This window comes from Streptomyces sp. NBC_00873 (assembly GCF_045207415.1).
Taxonomy (GTDB): Bacteria; Actinomycetota; Actinomycetes; order Streptomycetales; family Streptomycetaceae; genus Streptomyces.
Genome location: NZ_CP108803.1, coordinates 2,477,491 through 2,499,815 on the forward strand (window position 1 = coordinate 2,477,491; position 22,325 = coordinate 2,499,815).

The 22,325-nt window shown below is 69.9% G+C and carries 14 protein-coding genes; 1 reads left to right on the forward strand and 13 read right to left on the reverse strand.

The window, feature by feature from the left end; genetic code table 11:
- Positions 1 to 28: 28 nt before the first annotated feature.
- Complete coding sequence (locus OH809_RS11130; protein WP_406515075.1) at positions 29 to 4,327, reverse strand: polysaccharide lyase family protein; 4,299 nt, start codon at positions 4,325 to 4,327, stop codon at positions 29 to 31.
- 220 nt (positions 4,328 to 4,547) lie between these two features.
- Here OH809_RS11130 and OH809_RS11135 point away from each other — a divergent pair, with 220 nt between their 5' ends.
- Complete coding sequence (locus OH809_RS11135; RefSeq protein WP_406422542.1) at positions 4,548 to 4,673, forward strand: hypothetical protein; 126 nt, start codon at positions 4,548 to 4,550, stop codon at positions 4,671 to 4,673.
- Between the two features lie 273 nt (positions 4,674 to 4,946).
- On the opposite strand, the gene OH809_RS11140 is transcribed toward OH809_RS11135, so the two are convergent.
- From OH809_RS11140 to OH809_RS11195, 12 genes are all read right to left on the reverse strand, one after another.
- Complete coding sequence (locus OH809_RS11140; protein ID WP_406515076.1) at positions 4,947 to 6,233, reverse strand: TIGR02679 family protein; 1,287 nt, start codon at positions 6,231 to 6,233, stop codon at positions 4,947 to 4,949.
- The gene (locus OH809_RS11145) at positions 6,230 to 10,375 is read right to left on the reverse strand and encodes a TIGR02680 family protein (protein WP_406515077.1); all 4,146 of its coding nucleotides are present in this window, start codon (positions 10,373 to 10,375) and stop codon (positions 6,230 to 6,232) included. Before OH809_RS11145 ends, OH809_RS11140 begins: the two co-directional genes overlap by 4 nt.
- A complete protein-coding gene (locus tag OH809_RS11150) occupies positions 10,372 to 11,619 on the reverse strand; it encodes a TIGR02678 family protein (protein ID WP_406515078.1) in 1,248 nt (415 codons plus the stop codon). Before OH809_RS11150 ends, OH809_RS11145 begins: the two co-directional genes overlap by 4 nt.
- Positions 11,616 to 13,172, reverse strand: coding sequence for a TIGR02677 family protein (locus OH809_RS11155; RefSeq protein ID WP_406422538.1), 1,557 nt, complete (start codon positions 13,170 to 13,172; stop codon positions 11,616 to 11,618). The genes OH809_RS11150 and OH809_RS11155 overlap by 4 nt, the downstream gene beginning before the upstream one ends.
- Positions 13,173 to 13,316: 144 nt before the next feature.
- Positions 13,317 to 14,594, reverse strand: coding sequence for a M20 family metallopeptidase (locus tag OH809_RS11160; protein WP_406422537.1), 1,278 nt, complete (start codon positions 14,592 to 14,594; stop codon positions 13,317 to 13,319).
- A 54-nt stretch (positions 14,595 to 14,648) separates the two neighbouring features.
- On the reverse strand, positions 14,649 to 15,344 hold the full coding sequence (locus OH809_RS11165; RefSeq protein ID WP_406422536.1) for a trimeric intracellular cation channel family protein: 696 nt from the start codon (positions 15,342 to 15,344) through the stop codon (positions 14,649 to 14,651).
- A gap of 155 nt (positions 15,345 to 15,499) precedes the next feature.
- The gene (locus OH809_RS11170; RefSeq protein WP_406422535.1) at positions 15,500 to 17,236 is read right to left on the reverse strand and encodes a CocE/NonD family hydrolase; all 1,737 of its coding nucleotides are present in this window, start codon (positions 17,234 to 17,236) and stop codon (positions 15,500 to 15,502) included.
- On the reverse strand, positions 17,233 to 18,228 hold the full coding sequence (locus tag OH809_RS11175; protein WP_406422534.1) for an MBL fold metallo-hydrolase: 996 nt from the start codon (positions 18,226 to 18,228) through the stop codon (positions 17,233 to 17,235). The genes OH809_RS11170 and OH809_RS11175 overlap by 4 nt, the downstream gene beginning before the upstream one ends.
- Before the next feature lie 36 nt (positions 18,229 to 18,264).
- Positions 18,265 to 19,188, reverse strand: a complete 924-nt coding sequence (locus OH809_RS11180; RefSeq protein WP_406422533.1) for an alpha/beta hydrolase — start codon at positions 19,186 to 19,188, stop codon at positions 18,265 to 18,267.
- A 2-nt stretch (positions 19,189 to 19,190) separates the two neighbouring features.
- Positions 19,191 to 20,312 carry an FAD-dependent monooxygenase gene (locus OH809_RS11185; protein ID WP_406422532.1) on the reverse strand — a complete coding sequence of 374 codons (1,122 nt, stop codon included), beginning with the start codon at positions 20,310 to 20,312 and terminating at the stop codon, positions 19,191 to 19,193.
- 12 nt (positions 20,313 to 20,324) lie between these two features.
- Positions 20,325 to 21,278 (reverse strand): phosphotriesterase, encoded by a 954-nt coding sequence (locus tag OH809_RS11190; RefSeq protein ID WP_406422531.1) that lies wholly within the window; start codon positions 21,276 to 21,278, stop codon positions 20,325 to 20,327.
- 48 nt (positions 21,279 to 21,326) lie between these two features.
- The gene (locus tag OH809_RS11195; RefSeq protein ID WP_406422530.1) at positions 21,327 to 22,301 is read right to left on the reverse strand and encodes a phosphotriesterase; all 975 of its coding nucleotides are present in this window, start codon (positions 22,299 to 22,301) and stop codon (positions 21,327 to 21,329) included.
- Between the last annotated feature and the right edge of the window lie 24 nt (positions 22,302 to 22,325).

Genomic DNA, 22,325 nt, shown 5'->3' on the forward strand with positions numbered 1-22,325 from the left:
CATGCCCGCCACCCGCACACGGCAGTGGTTACTCCCCGACGGCCACGCCGTCGTAGACCAGCCACGAACCGGAGACGGTGGTGAGGGAAACGGTGTTTTTCCCGGCGACGAGCTTGGACGCGGGCAAGGTGAAGTTCAGCGCCTGCGGCACGATCTTGTACGTGCCATGGGTGTCCTTCCCATCACCCCACCGGTAACCGTCCCCGCCGCCTTCGGCCAGCGGGTAACGCTGCGCGGCGTTCTGGTTCACCGACAGACTGAGCTCCGGCGGCGCGGCCTTGCTCGTGTCGAGCAGCCAGAGCGAGAGCGTCAGGTTTCGGCTCGGCGCCTTGGCGAGGTCGAACGACAGACGGAACGTGTGCTGCTTCGTTCCTGCCCACGCGTCGCTCGGGCCCGGCTGGATGTAGCTCCACTGCGCCGGGGCGATGCCGGTGCCGGTGTTGCTCACCCACGGCGTCGTCGAGGCGGGGTACGTACTGTCAGGCGCCCCCGAAGCAGCCTGCTTCGCCGTGTAGTTGACGTCGTTCGGGAACGCGTTGGGGTAGCTCGCGTGCCCGTCCGGCGCCAGGGCGAACTCGGTCATGCACACCATCGGAGCGCTCCGGGTGTACGTATTCTTGGGTTGGATGCCCACGGACACGATGTCGTGGCCGGTGTAGGGCACGGTGATCTGCGAGCCGTCCCCATAGTCGCTGACGGTGAGCGCCGGCGCCGACGTGGGTTCGTCGGTCAGGTTGAGCAGTCGCGCGGAGCTCACCTTGAACGGCAGCCGCAGGTGCGCCGACCCGGACTTGCCGGAGACCTCCAGCAACCGCGCGGTCAGCGGGAACGCCGGCGAGGAATCGGTCGGCGAGGCCTGCTTGATCGTGCTGAGCACCACGTTGGACGCGTCCACCGAGGCCAGCGACTGGCTGGCCGCCGTGTAATCTCCCTCCTGGCGTGCGGCCAGCGGCTCGGACAGCAGCGGTGACTGCACGCCCCCGCCGTAGCTGGTCGCGTTGGCCGCGTTGAACCCTCCGGCATGGTTGGTGATCGAGTAATGGAAGCTCATGGGTCCGGGGTAGGCCGCGTTGTAGTTCGTCGTCCAAAGGTTGTTGAACGCGAACGAGAACATCGATCCGTTGGTGGGCAGGACACTGCTCAGGTCGCTCACGACGGGACCGTCGATCTGGCCCGGGCGGGCGATCAGCCGCATCGTCTTGATGTCACCGAACTCGACCAGCGGGGTGTCGGTCGAACTCACGGTGACGCCGCCGGTCTTGTTCGAGACGTCGGCGTAGCTCTGCATGGACTGCCAGTCCATCGCGGAGCCGGGGAACTGGTCCTTGCCCAGCTCGACGGGCATGCCGTTTCCCTCGTATGTGACCGTGGGAGAGTCCACCTTGAACGGGAAGGCGAAGTAGCCCTCCTCCGGCGTCGTCACAGCCGTCTTGTCCAGGTTGTTGGCGATGTCCACGCGCGGCGTGTTCGCGAACAGGGTGATGGTGGAGCCTGCCGACTCGACGCCGGTGGCCTTGCCCTCGGCGTCCTTGCCACCCGGCGTGTTCGGATACGTCACGGCGATCGTGATGCTGACCCGTCCGGAGGACTTGACGCTCACCGTGGCGCTCGACGGCGACCACTGTTTCGCGCTGCTCGTCGGGGCGCCCCCGTAGGGCGGACTGGCCCGCCCGGCGTTGGGCCGGTAGACGTACTGGTTGAGCTTGAACGGGGACGCGGTGTCGACCAGCTGGCGGCCGGACTCCCGCTCCACGACCGAGGTGACGGCCCCGCTCGGCGAGATCGTCACCGTGTAGTACTGGTTCTGCAGCACGCCGGTCGTCGGGTTCCAGCTCAGCGACGGGTCCGGCGCGGTGGCAGAATCCGAGCCGGATCTCAGCTCGTAGGTTCGGTAGCCGACCGCCGGCACGTTCGCGGCGACGAACTGGATGTGCGTGGCGTCGACCGACTGGTACGGCACCGCGGCACCGCTGGCCACGTCGACCAACCGGCCCGCCCAACCGCTCGGCACGGTCGCCGTCACCGCGTCGGTACGCGCCCGGGACAGTGCGTTGAACACGCTGAGGCCCGGGCTCGAACTGCTGTTGGTGATCTGCTTCGCGAGCGCGGTCGTGGCGGACGTCAGCGCGTTGGTGCTGAACCGGGTGGCCCGGTCGGCGTAGATCTTCTTCCGGGGCCACTGGTGCGACGGGTAGGTCAGGCCTTCCGTGCCCCAGGTGTGTTCGGTCCACATGTTCTGCTGCTGGTAGGCAGCGTCGACCATGCAGGCGCGCGTCGGATCTTCTTTCGTTGTGAGGCCGGCCAGCGATCCGAAGGTTTCCGCGTTGGTGGTACGGACCTGGGAGCGCATGTTGTCACCGGTCTCCACCGGGGACGAGCCCGCACCATCGGACCACCAGCCCGTGTAGTCGCCCGTCCGGACCGGGAGCTCGCTCGCCGGTGTCGAGGTCGGGTCCGGCGTGTAACCGGACACCGACGTCGCGCCGGGTGCCGTGGTCGCGTCGGCGTAGTACCGCGACGGCGTGGACATCACCAGCCGGGGGTAGCTGTACTGCTGCGCGTATTGCCGCAGCACGTCGGAGATGCCGTTCAGCGGCGGAACGGTGTCGAGGAACGCCATCAGCGGATACACCGACTGCGGGTACTGGCCGACCTGCAGGCCGGGCAGCAGCTGGCCTAGCCCGTTGGCGAAACTGTTGACGACCGGGGTGAGGTTCGCCGGCGGTGCCTTGGGAGTGTAGGGCAGCGGCGGACCGGAACGGCCGCAGTCGTCCATCCGAGCCGCCAGTGCGCACTGCAGTCCCGGGACCAAGGTGTAGGCCTCGAAGTATGAGTTCTGTCCGTAGAACGTCAGCACCTTGCTGCCGTTCGGCGCCTGGTGGTGGAACACGGTCGGGACGTCCTGCCCGGTGTACTCGGGATTGTTGGCGCCGGTGTGACCGGGATTGGTGCCGTTGATCAGGACCTTGATGCCCTGCTGCGCGAGCATCTGTATGTACTGCGCCGAGACACCGGTGACGTCGTCCTGCATCGCGGAGGTCACCTTGGTCCCGAGCTGCCCGGCGAGGTCCTTGGTGCCCTTGGCGAGGCTCCGGATCATCTGTTCGCTGCCGGCAAGGTCCTGCAGGTTGTTGTTGTAGCTGCCGATCACCTCGATCTGACCGGACCGGACGCACTTGGCCAGGGCCTCGATCTTCGCCGCCGATCGGTCCTGCAGGTAGTTGTTGACCAGCCAGGACGCCTCGGTCGTCCAGCGGAACTTCTCACCGTCGGCGTAGCCCTTGCTCGGGTCGGCCGTGGTGTTGCACTGGTCGATGGCCTGGTCGACGTAGGCGTCGAGGATCTGCCGGGTGATCTGCTGGTTGTAGTGATACCCGTTGTCGAAGTGGGGGCCAGTCATCAGATCGACCTGCCACCGCTTCTGGTAGGGCAGGTTCAGTGCGTACGTCCCGGACTGGTCACCCAAGCTGGCGGTGATGTCCACTTCGGACGGGCCGGGCGGCGGTGCCGGCGGCGCGAGGATCTGTTGGACGGAGCGGCCCGCCGGGACACTGAGGCTGGTGGTCTCGGTGCGCCCGCCGAGGGACGCGGTGAAGGTGACCGTGCCGGCGGCGCCGCTGGTGTTGTTCACTCCGACGTTGACGACGTGCGCGTCGACGCCGCCGGCGCTCTTCTTGAAGAACACGGTGGGGTTCAGCGACAGCACCTGGACCGGGCCGCGAGTGGCCGGCGCCGGCAGCATGGTCACCGCGTCGTAGACCGCGTACGATCCGGCGGTCGAGGTGATCTCGATCTTGTTGTTGCCTTCGACCAGCGCGGTGGAGGGGATCAGGAAGCCGACCTGGTTCGGCCTGTTGAGATTGTTTTGCAGACCGTTGACGCGCCCGCGACCGTGCGCTCCGACAGCGGCACCGGATGGCACCTTGAGGGAGTCGACCACGGTGCCGTTGGACTTGATCTGCACGGTCGGTGACGCGGTGTGTGTGTCGGCGTAGTTGAGCTGCAGCAACGTGCCGTTGGCCGCCTGGGCCGAGGTCAGCGTGTAGTTGACGGTGAAGGTGTGGGCCCGGGAGCCCGCCCAGCCGTCCAACGGGCCGGGATGGATGTACGACCAGTCGGCCGCGGTGCTCGTGCCGACCGTGTACGTGACGTCGTTCGAGAACGTGGTCGGGTACTTGGCGTAGCTGCGGGGGCTGAGGGCGAACTCTGCCGCCGACTGGTTGGGCGTTCCGATTGAGAAGATCGGCTGCACAGCCGGCGGCGGTGCAGCCTCGGCGGCCGTGCCCTGCGCCGCTGGCAGCACGGCTGCCGCGAGAACGAAGGCCAAGGCGGACGCGGATGTCCGCAGCGAAGGACACCATCGCCCTCGGCGGCTGGACAACAGACGGGACAGCGAAAACACGACGCCTCCATGTGGTGGGGTGGGTGGCCAACGGCTCTGGATACCAGGAGGAGCAGTCACAACAGCGTGCGGCAGTGTCGCACGGTGACACACTTGTATTCAAGTACTTGTATGCAAGAAGGAGCGACAACTCGGCAAGGAGAGGGTGCGGTTCACTCCGAGCGACCGGGCCTTCCTGGCGGCGCTGCTGCACCGGCCGCCTCGGGACGTGCTGCGCGGGGTGCGCCTGGTGGTCCGTCCCGACACGGCATTGCGTTCTTGGGTCGCCTGACTTACCTGGACGCGAAAGCGCGAGGGGACAAGAGCATGTCAGGGAGGCGGTGGCCGTCCGGAGTTGTCTGGGGCGGGGTGCTGCGAGACCCGCGCGACATGGCCAAAGCTGGATTGCTTGAAGCCCAATCTCCAGTGGTGAATGTGCGCACCCGGCGGAACGACACCTGTAACCGACGCCGTGTCATGCCGGGCCTTGAACCTGTGGGGCCGGGCAACCTCCGTGACGCGGAGCGTCGCCCAGCGAGGGCGGTCAAGGAGATGAGCGGGGGGCCTACGTCGTGCTCGATACGTACAGCGAAGACGTACTCTCACCGGCAGCTCGTCCTCCCCCGAGGTCTGCCAGCAACGCGTCCAGAGCAGCCTCCTCCTCTATGCGCACGCCGTGTTCAGCGAGGGCAGTCGCCAGATCCGGATCCCATGGCGACGGGGCCGGCGTCCCGGCCAGAGGCAGGGGGGCAGAACTGGCAGCAGCTACCGCCGCACGGTAGTCGTCGGCCGTGTAGTGCCAAGGCGTCCACGGCACGTGCTGGAGCAGCGTCGTGGCGATGCGCAGACCGCCCCAGTCGAAGTCGCCGTGGTAGCGGAAGGCGGCACCGAGCTCGTGCAGGTGTGCCAGAAGGGCAAGGGCGGCAGCCGACGGCTGGCCCTGGAGACAGACCAACGGGAGGGCACCCGGGCCGTGGGTGTCGGCCGCGGCCGAAAGAACGGCGGGATTCTCACAGATGTGGACCACCGGCGGCGTGGTCCGCGGTGGACGGTGGGCAAGCTGACGAAGGGTGAGTACGCACGGGTCACCCAGGCCGGCCATCCAGTCCAGAGCGGGGGTCCCACGGAGGTTGAGGGTGAGGACGGTGGAGGAGACATCATCACGGAGCAGGCCGGCAGAGGCCCAGGCGGCCCGTCGCCAGGCTGCGCCCGCGCCGTCCGGATGTCCGGTGAGGGCGCGGATACCGGAGAGGCAGAGCGTCGCCGAGGGTGTCCCGTCGTCCAGTGCGTGGGCGCTGCCCAGGATGTCGGCGGCGAACACGGACAGGGAGCGCGGCGGCTCGGCCGGCAGCTCGCGCAGAACGCGGGCCGCCTGATCGAGCAGCAGGCGAGCGGCCGTCGGCGTACGGGCGAGGCGTCGTACGAGGCCGTCGTCGCGCATCCGGCCGGCCCATTCCGCGAGGCGCGGAGTCTCTCCGGCGAGTGCGGTGAGCGGAGCGTACGCCTCCTCCCAGGCCTGATCCTCGCTCCGGCGGACCTCTTCAAGAGGGACAACCGGCCCGATAAGCGTGGTCACGGCCGCTGTCAGGCCCTCGGGGCTGATACCGGATCTGCGGAGTACGGCGTCCACGGCGTCGAGCCGGACCGTCAGCGCCCTGCCACCGCCCGGGGCCCGGCCCAGCAGTCGCTCGGCGGCGGCCCGTTGGGCCAGGGTCGGCGTTGCCAGAGAGACGGGTCCGGTGAGCGGCTGCCCACGCTCCAGTCGCCGGCGTACGCGCTCCAGCAGCCAGGCCAGGTCAGGCCCGCCGAGGAGCCGACGCAGGCGGGCTTCGTCGACCGGAGTCCTGTTCACGCCCACAGGGGCTCCGGGTCCCCCGCACGCACCGGGTCTTCGCGCCGGGTACGAGCCGTGCCGTCCCACTCCCACCGGGTGACCAGGACGGCGGCAACCTCGTCGACGCGGGACAGCTGGGCGATGGCGATGCCCGGTACCTGCGGATAGCAGGCCCACTCCCGTTCGCTGGTCATGACCACATCCAGGTCGAAGGCGTGCAGGAGTCCGAGACACTTGGCACGCGAATCGTCGTCAACACCGGCGAATGCCTCGTCCAGGGTGACGAGTCGTGGTGCGTGTGGGCTGGCCGCGCTCGCGTAGTGCGAGGAGGCCGCGGCGAACAGGGGTACGGAGACAGCCAGGACGCGTTCGCCTCCGGAAGCAGGACCGGTGGCGGATACCCAGCGTCCATGTTGCTGGCGCTCGACGGCGAACTCGTGCCAGGAGCGGTAGTCGAGGGCCGCTGTGAGGTGTTCCAGCCAGCTGCCGGCCGCGTCCTCGGTCTGCTGGCGAGCGATCTGCGTCTGCAGGAACTCCCCCACCGCGGCGCGGTCTTCGGGGGTCCAGGCGTCGGCTGTCTGGAGCAGTCGGCCACGGGCCTGGGCAAGGCCGGCTGGGGCCTTACGGGAGGCTCGCCACACCAGGCGCAGGGTCATGCCGGTGGAGGTCGGACGGTCCTCCAGCTCGGCGTTCATGGCGAGCACTTGCCGTTCGGCGGTCGCGATCAGCTCCTGAAGGGTGCCCGCGACCTCGGTGATGAGGTGGGTTTCGAGAATTTCGCGTTCATTCGCGGAGAGGATGCGGGTGAGTTCGCCGACCTCGACCGCGAGTGCCTCGGCGAGTTCGGGTACGGCGCGCTCGCGGCCCTGGTAGACGATGTCCACGACCATCCCGTCCTCGACCATTCGGGCCGAGGCTGTATGGCCGTGCCGCGACAGCGCGTCCTGCAGGGTCTTCAGCTCTTCGCTCAGGCGCCGCTGTACGCGCTCCCAAGCGCCATCCGAGTCGTCCGTCGTCGACAGCTCCGATTCGAGTGAACGGGCGAGGGCGATGGCCGGGGTGGCCGCCCACGGGCCGTCGTCAGCGGCCGGTACGGCGAGGCCGGGAAGCGCGACCGTGAGCAGCCCGGTGGCGGTGAATCGCTGGAGCGCGGCGATGGCCTCGGAGCGCGCGGCGGCAGCCTCGGTGACGCCCTTCTCCAGCTGCTCGATCCGGCCTTCGGCCCGGCTGGCCTGCCGGTCCGCCTCCGTGCGGCGGCCCTGGGACAACCGCTGATCGGCCGCGCAGCCGCGCAGGGCCTCGGCGGTCTCCGCGAGCCGCCGTTCCAGCTCGGCCACGGCCGCGCCTACGGTCGAGCGCAGCGTGGCGAGCCGCTCGTCCGCCGCTGCTGCCTCGCGAGCCGCCTCCTCTGCGCGCAGGGCGAGTTCGGCAGTGCGCTCCCCTGCCCGGCCGGTCTCCTCACGCTCCTCCTGCGCCTGCCGGGCCGCTTCGCCTCGCTCGCGCAGTGCGGGCCAGAGTGCGGCCAGGACGGCCGCGAGTTCGACGAGGGCCTGCCGTACGGCGGCCAGCGCGGGCCGGTCAGGGGGCAGCCCCAGATCGGCTGCGGCCTCCTGGAGCTCGGCGGTTGCCAGCGCGGACCGCTCGGCTGCGGCCAGCACCTCGGCGGCCCGTTCCTCGCGGCGGGACCTGGCCCGGCGCGCGGTGTCGGCGGCAGCCGCCGCGCGGGCGTGCGCCCGGGTCAGCGGCCCGTCGTCGGGCACCGCGGCCAGTTCGGCGTCGAGCGTACGGCGACGGGTCTCCAGAGCATGCGCGTGCGCCGCCTCGGACGCCGATTCCTCCTGGAGAAGGGAGCGTTCGGCGCGCAGGATGGTGATACGAGTGCGCCGGGCGGCTTCCCGGGCACCCTCGCCGATGTACTCAGCCGCAGGTTTGGCCCACCGTCCGATGAGGACACCTACGCGGTGACGTCCGTCCGGGGCAGCCCACGTGTCCCCTGTCGGCTCGGTGTCCCCTGACCCGGCGCCCGCCTTCGCGTCCCCGGCAACCGCGCCCAGACCGATCGCCGCGAGGAGCCGGCCCACCGTCTCCTCACCCACATGGGCTGCCTGGGCATCGCCGTGGTCGACGGCCGGGCGCAGCACGTCGGCGAGCGACGGCCCGTCGACCGGTCCCGTCCGCGAGTCGAGGAGTACGTCGTGACCGTCCGTCGCCAGGGCCGCGCCGTCGGGGCGCACCCACGCGTCCAGCAGCCCGGCCGCTTCCAGGGCCGCTTCCAGGCCGGCTCGCTCATGGTCCGCGACCTCGTCCCGGAAGTCGACCAGCCGCCACAGCGGGGCGCCGGGCACCTGATCGCGCAGGCCGGGTGTCCGGGTGTACGGGGCCTGCGGTCCACGGCGGCCGCCGGCCTCCAGCTCGGCGAGCTGCTGTTCCGCGTCTCGGGCGCGGGCCGCCAGGCCCGCCCTGCGCTGCCCCGATTCCGCTGCCTGGTCGGCGAGTACCGCTGCCGTGGCGCTGTGTGCTTCCGAGGCGTGCCGACGGGCCGGGTAGGGCCCGTCCTGGTGCCGGGTCCACTCCTGGAGCTCGTCCAGCAATCCGACCGGGTCGGCGTACGCGAGCTCCTCGCACCGGCCCGCGTGCTCGCGTACGGCATTCACCAGGGCGCGGCCGGCGGCCGTCACGGTCTCGTCGGCCGCGCCTTGTGCCTCGGCGGCGTGCGCCAGGTCGGTTTCCGTCTCGTCGAGCCGCAGTGCCGCGGCCCGGCCTTCGGCCGCCGCCGCCTCCGCCCGGTCCGCGAGCTCCTCCACATGCGCGAGGGTGCGGTGCCGGCGGTCGGTCGCCTCGGCCACAGCGGCGCGCAGTTCGGCCACCGTCAGCCCCTCGTCCCCGGGCAGGTCCAGCCGGGCCGTCCTGGCCGTCTCCCGCGCCAGGCGAAGCGTGTCCTCGACCCGGTCCCGGGCGGCCTGAAGCCGGTTCTCCGCCGCCCCGAGGCGGCCGAGCGCCCGTGTGTGCAGCAGCGCGGCCTCCTCCCGGTCGGCGCGGGCGCGTGCACTGTCCTGCGCCGACCGCTCCAACTCCTTCGCCGCCCGCTCCAGTTCATGGGCGCTGCGCATCTCCGGGCCCTCACGCAGGGCCGCGTCGACGGCCTCCAGTCTCGCCTGGGTCTCGGCGAGCACGGCGACCTGCTCCTCGGCCGCCGCCCGCTCTTCCTCGGCCGCGGCCTTCTCGGCCTGTGCCTCGGCGAGGTCACGCAGCAGGTGCTCGTACTTCGAGTGCTCGCTGCGCGGGAGGCGTGCGCGACGCCGGGAGGCGATGCGAGCGTAGCGCCGGTAGTGGTCGAGGAACGTGGAGGCGGCACGCTCGGCAGCCCCGGCGGCCCGCAGCTCCTCCTTCTCCTCGTCCAGGGAGCGGAAGGCCTCGGCCACATCCGCGATGACGGCCTGGTCCATCGGCGGGAGTGCTTCGGTGAGGGCACGGGAGAGGGCGGCTTCGTTGGGACGTTTGGACAGCTGGGGCTGGCGCAGTTGGATGAGCAGGTCCACCAGGGCGGCATAGCGTTGCTCACCGAGTCCGAAGAGCGCCTCGTCGACGGCCCGGCGGTAGGTCTTGGCCTGGTCGTAGACCAGGCCGTGTCCGGCGACCGCCTCGATGAGCCGGTCCCGGGACAACACGGTGCCGGTGGCGTCGAGGAGGCTGAGTGACCCGTCCGGTCGCGCCCCGGCCGGTGCGTGGTCGATCCGCTGAGCGGTCACCGCCCACCAGTGCCGGGCGATACCGCGCCCGCTGACGGCCTTGAGCCCGCAGACAAGCGTGCGGAACTGCTCCTCGCCGCTCACCTCGTCGCGGCGGCCGAACTCCACCCAGGTGTAGCCGAGCCGTTCGGAGTGCGGGTGTTCGCCACCGAGCAGCAGATTCCACTCCATCCTCTTTCCGGCGTCTCCGTCGGGTTCCACCCGGCGCGCGCTGAGGTCACCGTCGAGGAGGAAGGGCAGGGTGAGGGCGAGGACCTTGGACTTTCCGGTGCCGTTGTTCCCTCGGAGCAGCAGCCGGCCGTCGCGGAAGCGGAATTCCTCCACGTCGTAGTGGAAGAGGTCGACGAGGCCGATCCGCAGGGGCTGCCAGCGGGCACGCGCGGGGGCCGGGAGTACGGCACGGGGAGTCAACGCTGGTACGCCTTTCGCTGCGCGGGCACCTGAGCAGCGCCGGCTGTGCGGGGTTCGAGTATGACGGTCTCGCCGACCGCGTACCGGGCGAGCGCCGGGCGCGGCACCACCCCCTCGGAGGTGCGGGAGACCAGGCCCAGGGCTGCGAGTCGGCTCACGGCCTGCTCCACGAGCTCACCCTCGGCCCCCGGCTCACGGGCCGACTTGGCCCAGAAGCCTCCGTGTTCGGCGGCCAGTTCGGCAACGCGGCGCCCCAGGTCGGCCGTGGAGACGACCGGACCTTCGGCCCTCGTGAGGTACTCGGCGAGCAGCAGGGTGACGTGGCCGTGGGTGCCCGATTCCGGCATGCGGACGTCGGTGAGGTCGTCGTCGGGGTCGACCATGGCGATGCCCTCGGCCCGGACCTCGGCCACCAGGCCCGTCAGTTCGGTGATGCGTGCGGTGAGGAAACCTCGCTGGCGGGTGAGGTAGGTCAGCTCGGCGTCGGTCAGCTCGGCGTAGTAGAGCACGGGGTCGTCCAGCAGTCGGCGGGTCAGCGAGCGGCGCATCGCGCGGAAGCGCAGGTCGTCACTGTCGAGGGCCGTTTCGGCGGTGAGCTCGACGAGCCGCTCGTCCAGAGTCGCGGCCCGGACGGTGGAGGGGCCGCGCCGGGTCGCGAGCAGCCCAGCGAGCACCCGCCGCTCGACGTCGTACAGGACGTCTCCGGCACCGCTGACGTACGCCTCTTCGTCGCCGGCGACGCGCCGCAGTACTCCGAGGCCGAGCAGGAGCCGTACCACGGCGGCCAGGTCGAGCCGCTCGTCGCGGCGGTCCAGGGTGAACTGGACGCCTGTCGCGGCCAGCTGGGGATCAGCGGCGTCGAGGACGACCTGGTCGGCGAGGCGGCCGAGGGCGATCTGCGCCTCGCCGCGTTCGAGGGCGGCGAGGGCGAGACAGAGCAGGACATACCGGCGGCGGGTGAAGGGAGCGGCGCTGCGGGTGACTTCGCGGGCGGGGTGGGTGGCATCGGCGAGGTGGGCCGGAACCTTGCCCAGCCGGGCGGCCTCGGCGTCGACCTGAAGGGACCAGCCGGTGTTCCGGTCGAACCACTCGCGCAGGTCGGAGGCGTGCCGCCGGACGAGACGGAACTCGTCGGCGTACGCGCCCCCGGCAAGCAGCAGTGGATGTTTCAGCAGAGCGCGGGCGGCCTTGCGCAGTTCAGCGGCGTGCTGCCCGTCCAGCACTTCGGCGAGCGGGGTACTCATCGTCCGTCGCCTCCTTCCGCCAGGTCGAGGATCTCGATGGTGTGGTCGGGGCCGCGGAAGATACCGCCCGGCGTGCGGACCTCAGCCTCGGATCCATCAGCCAAGGCAGTGAGCCGGATCTCCATGGACCCGTCGTTGCTGGTGGCCACCGTGTGCGTCATACCGGGCCGCCAGGTGGCCAGGGCATCCCCGAGGAGCTGGAGGAAGAGCCGGAAGCTGACGGGGTCGAGCTCGCCGAGCCCGGACAGCCGGGTGACGCCGTCGGTGACGAGCCGGGCCCGCGCGGCCGCGATCTCCGCGGCCTGCTTGACGGCCACCTCGGCGAGCCTGCGGCGCGCCTCCTGCCGGTCCTCCACCTTGCGGGGTTTGCCGCGCCGCTCATAGCTGCCGGTGCGGCGCAGCTGTGGGCTGATGCGCAACGGCTCGGCGCCGGCCCACGCGGTGGACGCGGGATCGGGGCGGGCGGCACGGGCGGCCAGTGTCTCGGCATCCACCGTGAGGTGCCGGGCCGGGTACAGCCCGAAGGCGGTGCGCCACAGCCGGTGCCGGGCGTCGTCGTCGGGAGCCTCGGCGAACCAACGGGCCAGCGTACGGAAGTCGGCGGAGCGGTCGGAACGCCCGGCCCGGCGCTCGTTCAGCGACCGTACGACGGCCAGCAGCTGGGGTACCGCCCCGAGGGCACGGCCTCGCAGCAGCCGGGCCTGCGATTCCCGGCCGTCCCGGCTGAGGAACCAGGCCGTCAGCCCCGCCCACCGGCCGGCCCACCGCTCGTACGCGTCCTGCTCGGCGTACGCGGCCTCCTGCGGGGTGGCATCCGCCGCCTCACGGGCGGCGGCGGCGTGCAGCAGGGGCCCGATGCTCCCACTCTCCTCCAGCTCCAGGATCAGCCGGGCGATGCGACCGCCGAGGGTGATCAGGTCCTGGATGAACCGCTCCAGGTACTGGATGAGCTGGTCCTTGTAGGCGAGGAAGACGTCCTCGCCCACGTCATGGAGGTCGATGGTCCGCTGAAGTGACCCCATGAAGGCCCGCGCGTTGTCGGCAAGCGCGGCGAAGCGGCTGGCGAGCCCGTCCAGTGCGAGATGCGTCTTGGCCGGATCCGGCTCCTCCTCGGCGGCGAGCACGAGAAGAGCCCTGAGCTGAGTGACGATGTCATGCAGCGCGACCGCCTGTAGCGCGCCCCGCCGCCCGAGCGCCTCGTCGTACGCGGACAAGGCCTCCTCGGCCGCCTCACCCTCGCGCGTGAGCTGGTAGATGAACCGCTTGCGGTAGAAATCCTCGACGGCCGTGACCCGCCCGGTGTCCGGGTCGGCCCGCAGATTCCCCCACTCGACCAGCTTGTCCAGCGCGCCGACGACCCCGTCCAACTCGCCGGGCCGTACGCCGGCGGGCAGCCCGGCGTACACGTCCTCGGGCCTCAGGTGCACGGCGAACCGCTCCTTGGCAACAAGGAAGGCGTGCATCACCGCTCGGTAGAGCAGCACGTTCGGGGCGGTGAGATGCGCGAAGGGGCCGTACCCGTCCGTCGGGCCAGCCGGACGCGGAGAAGTCATGTCCATCGTCCGCCATTCTCCCGGACTTCCGTCCATGATCGGCAGGGACGAAAATACTTGACCGATTCGCGCCGATCTTGATCGCGCCTGCCCTGTACTCGGGGCAGCCCGATCACCTCCGCCGCCCCCCATTTGCCGGCCGGTCTAATCCCCTGAACTCGCTTCTCCAGGTGCGAGCCAGGCGAGCGCGGCGGCGATGAGGGCCTTGATGCCGGTGTCGAGGGTGGGCTGTATCACGGGGGCGAAGGCGGGGCTGTGGTTGACCGGGATGTCCTGGGGGATGGTTCCCTTCTTCTGTGCGGCGTCGTAGAGGCCGGGGTCGATGCCGCCGATGCACCAGTAGGTGTACGGGGCGCCGAAGGCATGGGGGATCTCGCTCATGTCCTCGCTGGCTGTCTGCAGTTCGGCTGTGTGCGCGTCGTCCCCGAAACAGGCGGCGAAGGCGTGGGCAACGGTGTCAGTGGCATCCTGGTCGTTGATCGTGGGCGGGAACGACGACAGATGCTCGAACTCCGGTTCCTTGGGGGCGTTTGCACCTTCAGCCTCGGCCCGCACGATCCGCTCGACCGAGGCAAGCACCTGCTTGCGGACGGCTGGGTCGTAGGTACGCACGTTCAACTGGAGCACAGCGCGGTCGGGGATGACATTCGGTCCTGTACCCGACTGGATGCTGCCGACCGTAAGTACGGCGGGGGTGGTGGCCGCCAGTTCGCGGGAGATCACCGTCTGCAGACGCACGACGCACATCGCTGCCATGACCACCGGGTCGACGGCTGCCTGCGGAGAGGAGCCGTGGGCACCCCTCCCGTGCAGAGTGATGCGCAGGCTGTCGGCAGCCGATAGGAAGGACCCGGCACGGGTTGCGACGTAGCCAGCGGGGTAGGGCAGCACGTGCTGTGCCAGTACGACGTCAGGCCGAGGGGCCTTGTCGGTCAGACCGTCCTCGATCATGGCCCGAGCGCCATCGCCGTTCTCCTCCGAGGGCTGGAACAGCACGACCACCGTGCCCTGCCAGGTGTCACGGCCCTTGGCCATGAGCTGCGCGAATCCGACCAGGCATGCCACGTGCACATCGTGACCACAGGCGTGCATGACAGGCTGCTCGACTCCCTCCCGGTCGGCGACGGTGACCGTGGAGGCGTACGGCAGCCCGGTGTCCTCCCTCACCGGCAGCGCGTCCATGTCCGCGCGCAGCATCACCGTCGGGCCGACTCCCCGCGTGAGCACACCGATGACGCCGGTCCTGCCGACGCCCTCGGTCACCTGGTAACCGAATCCGCGCAAGGCCTCGGCGACCTTCCCGGCCGTGCGGTGCTCCTGCATGCCGAGTTCCGGGTGGGAGTGAAGGTCCTTGTAGAAGTCCTCCACGCCGGCTCGGATGCCGTCCAGACAGGTGAGAACTGTCCTTACGCTGTTCGTCATGGGGTTCCTTCGAAGGGTTCGCCCGTCCGCGAGCGTACTGGGGGTCGCTTCAGGTTAGTCGCGACGCCGCTTCCTGCGTGGGGTGAGCGCGGCGAGCCGGGGGCGTGGTTGCCAGTCCAAGCCGTTGGGCAGGCCCCAGTCGAATCGCACGGCGGCAAGGCGCAGAACCAGAGCACACACAACGCCCAGCACGACCCCGGTGAGCGGGGCGCCTGCGTAGGCGCACAGCACCATCGTGGCCGCCACCACCGCGGCGACCGTCGCGTAGAGCCCATTGCCGCCGAACACAGCCGGCACCCGCCGCAGCAGGACATCACGTACCGCACCCCCGCCCACCGCGGTAGTGATGCCCAGCAACAGAGCCGGAAGCCACCCCAGCCCAACAGCGAGGGTCTTCTGTGCGCCGCTGACCGCCCAGAAACCGATGACCGCGGCGTCGAGGGCGACGAACAGCCGATTCCATGTCTGTTCGCTGATGGCGACGACGAACGCCAGCAGCACACCGGCCACGGCAGTCGGTACGTAGGCGTAGTCCGTCAACGCCACGGGAGTTCCGTGCTGGAGCAGCGTGTCCCGGATGATGCCCCCACCCAGACCGGAGACGATCCCCACGACCAGGAACCCGAAGAGGTCCAGTCCCTCGGTGCGTGCCACCGCGCCCCCGAGCATCGCGCAGGAGAACACACCGGCAAGATCCAGATACCGGGTGATCTGCGTGATGACGTCGCCGGAAGCCAGTGCGAGAAACACGGCACGAGCCTATGAGCAGTCCGGCCGATCGCTGCCTCGTGAAAGTCCTGGCGTGTCGAAGGCGCCGCCGGGGGTACGGCGGTCCCCCCGGTCGGCGTCGTGATGGCGCATCAGGAGCCGCTGCGCCGGCCTGCTTCGTGGTTGCGCGCAGAGCCCTACCGTGTCGCGTCCGTCGCCGTGACCGTCGTGAACGGCAGCACGAGCCGGGAGGGGTGCGCGGCGTCGCGGTAGATCTTGTGAGTGACGGGGCGGCCGACCGGCAGATGAAAGGCGTCCGGCGGCAACAGCGCGTTGTGCGCGTCGGCCGGCGGCTCGTCGTTCGACAACTCCACGACCAGGCGGTGACCTGGCTGGAACGTGGCTGCGAACGGGTAGAGCCGCAGCACGTACTCCTCGACCTTCCCCGGCTCCACCGGCACCGCGCGGGTGTGCGGGTGGTGGGGGTTGCCCTCGGTGGTGCGCTCCACGTCGAGCTCACGGTGGGAGGCCTTGAGGTAACCGCTGGTGAGAAGCTGCCGGCCGCCGCCGGGAGCCTCGTCCCACAGGCGAAGGATGAAGTTGGTGTCGTCCTGGTCGATCTCCGCGAACAGGTGTGCCGCGCCGGTGCCGATCAGCTCGGTGGGCTTTTCGAACGGCTCGGTGTTCCAGCTCAGCATCTCCACCTTGTCGGTGACGGTGAGCGGTGCCTGGTAGAAGCCGTCGGGGGCGGCGTATTCGGCGCCCATGGGCTCGGGCTCGAAGGAGAGCTTGCGCCGCGGGCGCAGGTGGAGCGACTTGTACTCGATCTCCTTCGGCGGCCACTGCGCCGCGGTGACCACCTCGCGCGAGCCCTCCACGAAGACGTTCACGGCCGGCTCGTCCATGATGCCGTTGTCGATGCCCTTGAGCCAGTACTCGTACCAGCGGAACATCTTGTCGTGCTCTTCGACCCAGGGCCGCGACTGCATCGGCGGGTAGGAGCCGATGTCCAGCTTCTTGGGACCCTTCAGGACGTCGAACAACTCGATGTGGCCGTCCACGGTCCAGCCGCGTCCCTGGTCGATCTGCAGGTAGACCGGGATGTCGATGTTCTCGGCCAGCGTGATCGGGTTGCGTTCCTCGTACCAGTCGCCGTCGAGGTGGTTCATCACGATGTCGAACCAGAACTCGCGGTTCTTCGGGTACTTGAGCACGTGCACGAGGTTCGGCCAGGCCGCCACGTCCGGGTCGGTCAGCCGCTCCTCGACGAGCTTCTTCAGCTCCTCGGGAGAGTGGGTGTCCTGCATGCGGGACTTGACGTTGGTGTGCGCGATGCCGGAGTCACCGCCGCGGCCCTCGCGGGCAGCGCGCGGCATGAACCACATGATGCCGCCGTGGTAGGTGGTCTCGTAGAAGTCGTAGTGGCCGCCGCTGACGAAGATCGCCTTGAGGTGCGGCGGGCGCTCGGCGGCGGCGAGCACCTGCATGGAGCCGAAGTAGGAGATGCCGATCATGCCGACGTTGCCGTCACACCACGGCTGCGCGGCGACCCACTCGACGAGGTCGTACAGGTCCTGCCCCTGGGAAACACCGCCGAAGTTGTAGTTGCCGATCATGACGCCGCCGGAATCACCGGTTCCACGCATGTCGCCGATGACGTGGACATAGCCCTCCTTGACGACGCGCGCGATGTCACCGGCCTCGATGCAGCCGTCCCACATCGGGCTGGGCCGGCGCTGCGGCGGCATGGTGAGGGCGAGGGCCTGCAGCTCCTTGCCGTAGGCGCTCATCGCGATCAGAGCCGGCCGCGGCGTGTCGTCCTGGCCGTGGTAGGCGTCCGCGGCGAGCTCGACGCCGTCCCGCATCGGCACCCGGAGGTCCTTGCGGACGGCGATCGCCTGCTCGCCCGCCCGGATCGTCTGGAAGTCAGTCATGAGTGCGAAGCTCCTCTGGGGGTCTGGGGGTCATCCCCCGGGAAAGTGCAGTACGAGTTCTGGTCGAGGTGCGTGCGGTAGCCGGCCATCGATGTGAAGAACGGCGATGGCTCGAGCGTGGGGTCGCCGGTGTAGCCGAGCTCCTCGGCGACGCGGGCGAACGGCGAGTACGGCGAATCCGTCTCCTGCAGGCCGGCCTGCAGGCATCCGCAGGCGACCGCGGTGGCACGGCCCTCGACGGCGAGGCTCTGGGCGATGGCCTCCTGGGCCTGCACGGCGTCGAGCTCGACGCCGTACGGCGTGCCGTCGACGCGCCGGTACGGGTGCCCGAGGTACAGGTGCTGCGGACGGATCTCGTCACGCAGGTACTCCAGGCTGCTGCGGTAGGCGACCGGGTCCATGTAGCCGGGGAAGCCGTTGGCGGCCCCGTGGACCTGCACGGAGTCACCGACGAACACCGAACGCTGCCCGTCGACGACGTAGCCGACCGATCCGGGCGTGTGGCCCGGGATCGCGTGCACCGAGACGGTGACATCGCCGCCGAGGGAGACGGTCTCGCCGCCCTTGACCAGCATCGAGGGCTCCATCTCGCCGGAGATGACGGCATTCGCGGCTGCCGTCACCTTCGCCTCGCCCTCGGGGTCGCCCAGGTACCGGCCCCGTCCCGCGAGGTACTCCTCCACGTGGGCCCGCCGCGAGCGGAGCATCGGTGCGTCGGCCTCGTGGATCACCACCTGTGCGCGCCGGCCGGTGAGCTCCCACAGGGCGTACGCCCCGCCGATGTGGTCGATGTGACCGTGGGTCAGCAGGATCCAGCGCACGTCCTCGATGCGGCGCCCGATCGCCTCGAGCGCGGGACCCATCCCTTCGGCGGGCGAGGAGGCGATCCCGGTGTCGACGATGGCCGGCTCGGGTGCGTCGATGAAGAAGCTGTAGAGACCGAATCGGCCCCATGGCGAGACCAGGGGATGGACGTTGACCGCACGCGTCATGGCTTTCCTTCTGCACTCGTACTCGGGTCGGCCAGGTCAGCGCCGGCTGAGGAAGTCGCGCGTCGCCGTGAAGACCCTGTGGTACTCCGGTATCCAGGAGAAGTGCTGGACGAATCCATGGCCCGCGCCCTCGTACCGGCTCACCGTCGCCTCCACGCCGGCCTCCCGCAGCCGTCGGCCGTAGAGCTCGCCCTCGTCGCGCAGCGGGTCGTACTCCGCCGTGACGATCAGCGCGGGAGGCAGCCCGGTGAGGTCCGCCCGCTTGATCGGCGAGACGAGCGGGTCCGCGGGATCAGCGCCGCTGTCGATGTAGAACGCGTTGAAGGGCTTCAGCCCCGCCGTCTCCAGGCCGTAGCCCTCGGCGTTCTCCCGCAGCGAGGAATAGCGGTCGACGTCGAAGTCCAGGTCGAGCGAGGGGTAGTAGAGGACCTGGTGCGTGATCCGGTGGAACCCGTCGTCGTGCGCCTTGGCCGCGACCGCGGCGACGAAGTTGCCGCCGGAGCTGTCACCGGCGATGGCGAGGGTCGTACCGTCCCAGGCCAGGCTCCCGCCCTGCTCGGCGGCCCACCGCACGACCGCGTAGCAGTCGTCGAGACCGGCTGGAAAGGCGGCCTCGGGCGCCAGGCGGTAGCCGACGGATATGACCCCCAGCCCGGTCTCCTTGGCCAGCGAGCGCGCGACGTGGTCGTGCGTCCGAAGGCCGCCGAGGAAGAACGCGCCACCGTGGAAGTAGACCAGCACGCCGTAGCTGTCGGCCTCGACCGGCGTGTAGATACGCACCGGTACCTCGCCCGACGCCGTCCGCGCTGTCACGTCGTCGACCGTGTGGAGGGGCAGGCGCTCCTCGAGGGGAGCGACATGCGCCTCGTCCGCGGCACGCATGGCGACCGGGTCGAGCGGACCCTCGGGCGGGGCCGGCAGGCCGGCGAGGAACTCGGCGATCTCAGGATGCAGTGGCACGGTCACTCCTGCGGTGCGGCAGCCGCGGGCTTCTGCCCCGGGAAGACTTCATTGATCTCGTCCTCGCTCCACCCCTGACGCGAGACGTGCTGCAGATTGTCGGTCACCGGCTTGCGGGTGGCCTGGTACAGGGCCAGGCCCTCCTTCACGGAGTCCGCCTGCCGCAGCGCGTCGGCGAGCGCGCCGCCGTCCTCGATGGCCGAGTTCGCGCCTTGGCCCTGGTGGTGCAGCATCGAATGAGCCGCGTCGCCCACCAGGACGACGGAGTCCGAGTGCCACGTGTCGACCGGGTCGATGTCGTAGACCGCGCGGATGTTCACGGTGTCCATGTCGAGGTCGCGCGTGATGTTCACGAGGCGCTCGTCGAAGCCGTCCACCGTCGCCAGGATGTCGTCCTTCGTGACCTCCGGTGTCCAGGTGCGGTCCGGGCACAGGGCGGTGATGTCGAACGACACCTGGTTGCGGTGGCGCAGCGGCAGCAGGTAGACCTTCGTGCCCCTGCCGATGTACATCCGGAGGTTGTCGTCGGCGACCATCCCGTGGGCGTCGTCGACGGAGATGACCGCGCGGTAGGCGTGCTCACCCGAGAACACCGGGCCCTTGTCGTCGAACAGCTGCCGGCGCACCACCGACTTGATGCCGTCGGCACCGACGACCAGGTCGGCCTCGACGGTCTCGCCGCCCGCGAAGGTGAGGACGGAGCGGTCGCCCTTGTCCTGGATGGTCTCCACCTTGTGACCGAGGTGCACCATGCCCTCGGGGAGCACGCCCAGGAGAGCGTCGATGAAGTCCCCGCGGTGGATCAGGTGGGTCTTGGTCTCCTCGGCGAAGTCGTGGATCCCCGGCCACGCCTCCTTCATCATCGGGTCACCGGTGGCCGTGAGGATCTCGAAGTAGTCGCTCGGCGAGCTCACCTTCGCGATCGCGTCGAAGATCCCCCACTGGCGGAACCGGTCCATGGTCGCAGGACGCAGACCGATGCCGGCGCCGACCTCCCGGATCTGGCTCGCCTGCTCGTAGATGTTGACGTCGGCACCGAGCAGGCTCAGGGCCTTGGCCGCCGCCGCGCCTCCGTATCCCGCCCCGACGACAGCGATCTTCAGGTTCTTCAGGTCTGAGGGCATGGTTGGTTCTCTCTACTTCTGGATGGTGAGGAAGTCGGCTGGGTTGTCGACGAAGATCGTCTTGATCGCGGCCTCGTCGAGACCGGCAGCGCGGAGGTCCGGGATGAGGTCCTCGAAGATGTAGTTGACGGTGTGGCCCTTCACGCCCGGCCAGCCCAGCGGGCTGCAGTTGGCGTCGGCGGAGGCGAGGACCTGCTTCAGTCGCTCTTCGCCGATGAACCGGAGGAAGTGGTCCAGCCGCTCCTTGCGGGGGCGGGCCCAGAACGGCGGGTCCGGCAGCTCGGTCTCGTAGCCGAAGGTGTCGAAGCCGATGCGACCGCCCTGCTCCGCAATCCAGATGTCGCGCGTCCTGTCGGCGTTCACGCCGTCGTCGACATGCCCGAACAGGACGCGGTCCAGGGGAAGGCCCTCTTCGTTGAAGATCGCGATCGCGTTCTCGGCGTCGATCGCGAGGTGGGTCAGGATCGGCACACCCGTGGTGAGCGAGGCACGGGCCGCGGCGCGGTAGATGCGCTTGTCCAGGTCCGTCATACGGCCGCCGCGACTCACCCCGACCTTGATGACACCGGCGAGGCTGCCGGTGTCGCCGATGCCGACGGTGATCTCGTGGACGAACTGCCGGGTCAGGTATTCCACATCGGCCCGGGCGAAGTGCGGCAGGGCGGTGTCGCCGCCGACGAAGCCGGTGCAGGCGACGATGTGGACGCCGGTCTTCGCGGACAGCGACTTGTAGTAGTCGACGTCACGGCCGTTGCAGATGCCGGTCGCGTCGACGAAGGTGCCGCCGCCCTGCTCGTGGAACCTGCGCAGCTTCGGGACGGTCTCCTCGTACCGCTGCTCGGGGGCCTTCCACCACTTCGCGTCCAGCTCCGAGCCGGGCATGCCGTAGCCAATGTGCTCGTGGATGGCCACGAGACCCAACTCCTCGGCCGGGATCGCCCCCAGGACGGTGTTCACTCTCGACACAACACTCACCTCTGAAGAAAGAAACCTGATGGTCGTCCGTGCCGGCGCTCAGCGCACCGACAGCAGGTCGCGCGGGTTCTCCACGAGAATCCGCCGCGCGTCCTCGTCGCTGAGACCCTGTGCCTTCAGGAGCGGGACGAAGGTGGCCAGGACGTAGCTGTACGGCAGGTCGCCCGCGGGGTGGCCCTTCGCCACCCCGGTCGCGTTGCTCGAAAGCAGGATCCGGTCGACGAAGCCGGCCTGCACAAGGTCGGCGACCAGGGCGGCGCGCTCGGCATCGGTGATGTGGGCCTCGTCCGCCACGCCGACGTGGTCGAGTGCGACGTAGGCGCCGCGGCGGGCGATCTCGAGAGGCGCGCCGGTGGCGACGGCGTCCTTGCGGTCGAGTCCGCCAACGACGACGCGGTCGGCCGGCAGTTTCTCGTCCAGGACGACGTCGAGGTCGTGGAGGGCGTCGCTCCCGTAGCGGATGGAGACCGCGACGCCGGTGCTCAGGGCGGTCCGGGCCGCACCGCGGAACAGGCTCTCGTCGGTCGCGGTCATGCCCTCGAGGGTCGCGACGATGGCCACCAGGCCGGCGGCGCCGCGTCGCTCCACACGGGGGACCACCATGCCCTCGGCGACCTCCTTGGTGAAGAGGTCAGCGAACTTCTCGGCCGGCCACGGCATCGGTGGATCGGTCTGCGGCGTGAGGAAGTAGCCGCCGAGCAGCTCCTCCGGGCCCTGACCCGTCGAGGCGACGATGTGCACGCCGGTCGTGCGGGAGAGGGTCTCGTACAGCCGGACATCCCGGCCGTGGAACATGCCGGTGCTGTCGACGATGGTGCCGCCACCGTGGGCACGGAAGTCCTTCAGCTTCGCGGCGAGGGTCTCGAAGATCTCGGCGCGGTCGATGGTGATGTCGAAGGCGTACTCCGCGCCCGGAACCACCGACAGCAGCGCCTCGTGGACCGATACGACACCCAGCTCCTCAGCCGGCACCGGGCCCAGGACGGTGTTCACGGTGTTGCTCTTGGCGCTCATGCCTGCCTCACGTCTCCGGGGTGG

Coding starts and splice junctions, on each gene's coding strand:
- OH809_RS11195 (WP_406422530.1), bottom strand. CDS start 22,301: ATGAGCGCCAAGAGCAACACCGTGAACACCGTCCTGGGCCCGGTGCCG.
- OH809_RS11150 (WP_406515078.1), bottom strand. CDS start 11,619: ATGAGTACCCCGCTCGCCGAAGTGCTGGACGGGCAGCACGCCGCTGAA.
- OH809_RS11185 (WP_406422532.1), bottom strand. CDS start 20,312: ATGCCCTCAGACCTGAAGAACCTGAAGATCGCTGTCGTCGGGGCGGGA.
- OH809_RS11175 (WP_406422534.1), bottom strand. CDS start 18,228: ATGACGCGTGCGGTCAACGTCCATCCCCTGGTCTCGCCATGGGGCCGA.
- OH809_RS11155 (WP_406422538.1), bottom strand. CDS start 13,172: ATGACTTCTCCGCGTCCGGCTGGCCCGACGGACGGGTACGGCCCCTTC.
- OH809_RS11160 (WP_406422537.1), bottom strand. CDS start 14,594: ATGACGAACAGCGTAAGGACAGTTCTCACCTGTCTGGACGGCATCCGA.
- OH809_RS11170 (WP_406422535.1), bottom strand. CDS start 17,236: ATGACTGACTTCCAGACGATCCGGGCGGGCGAGCAGGCGATCGCCGTC.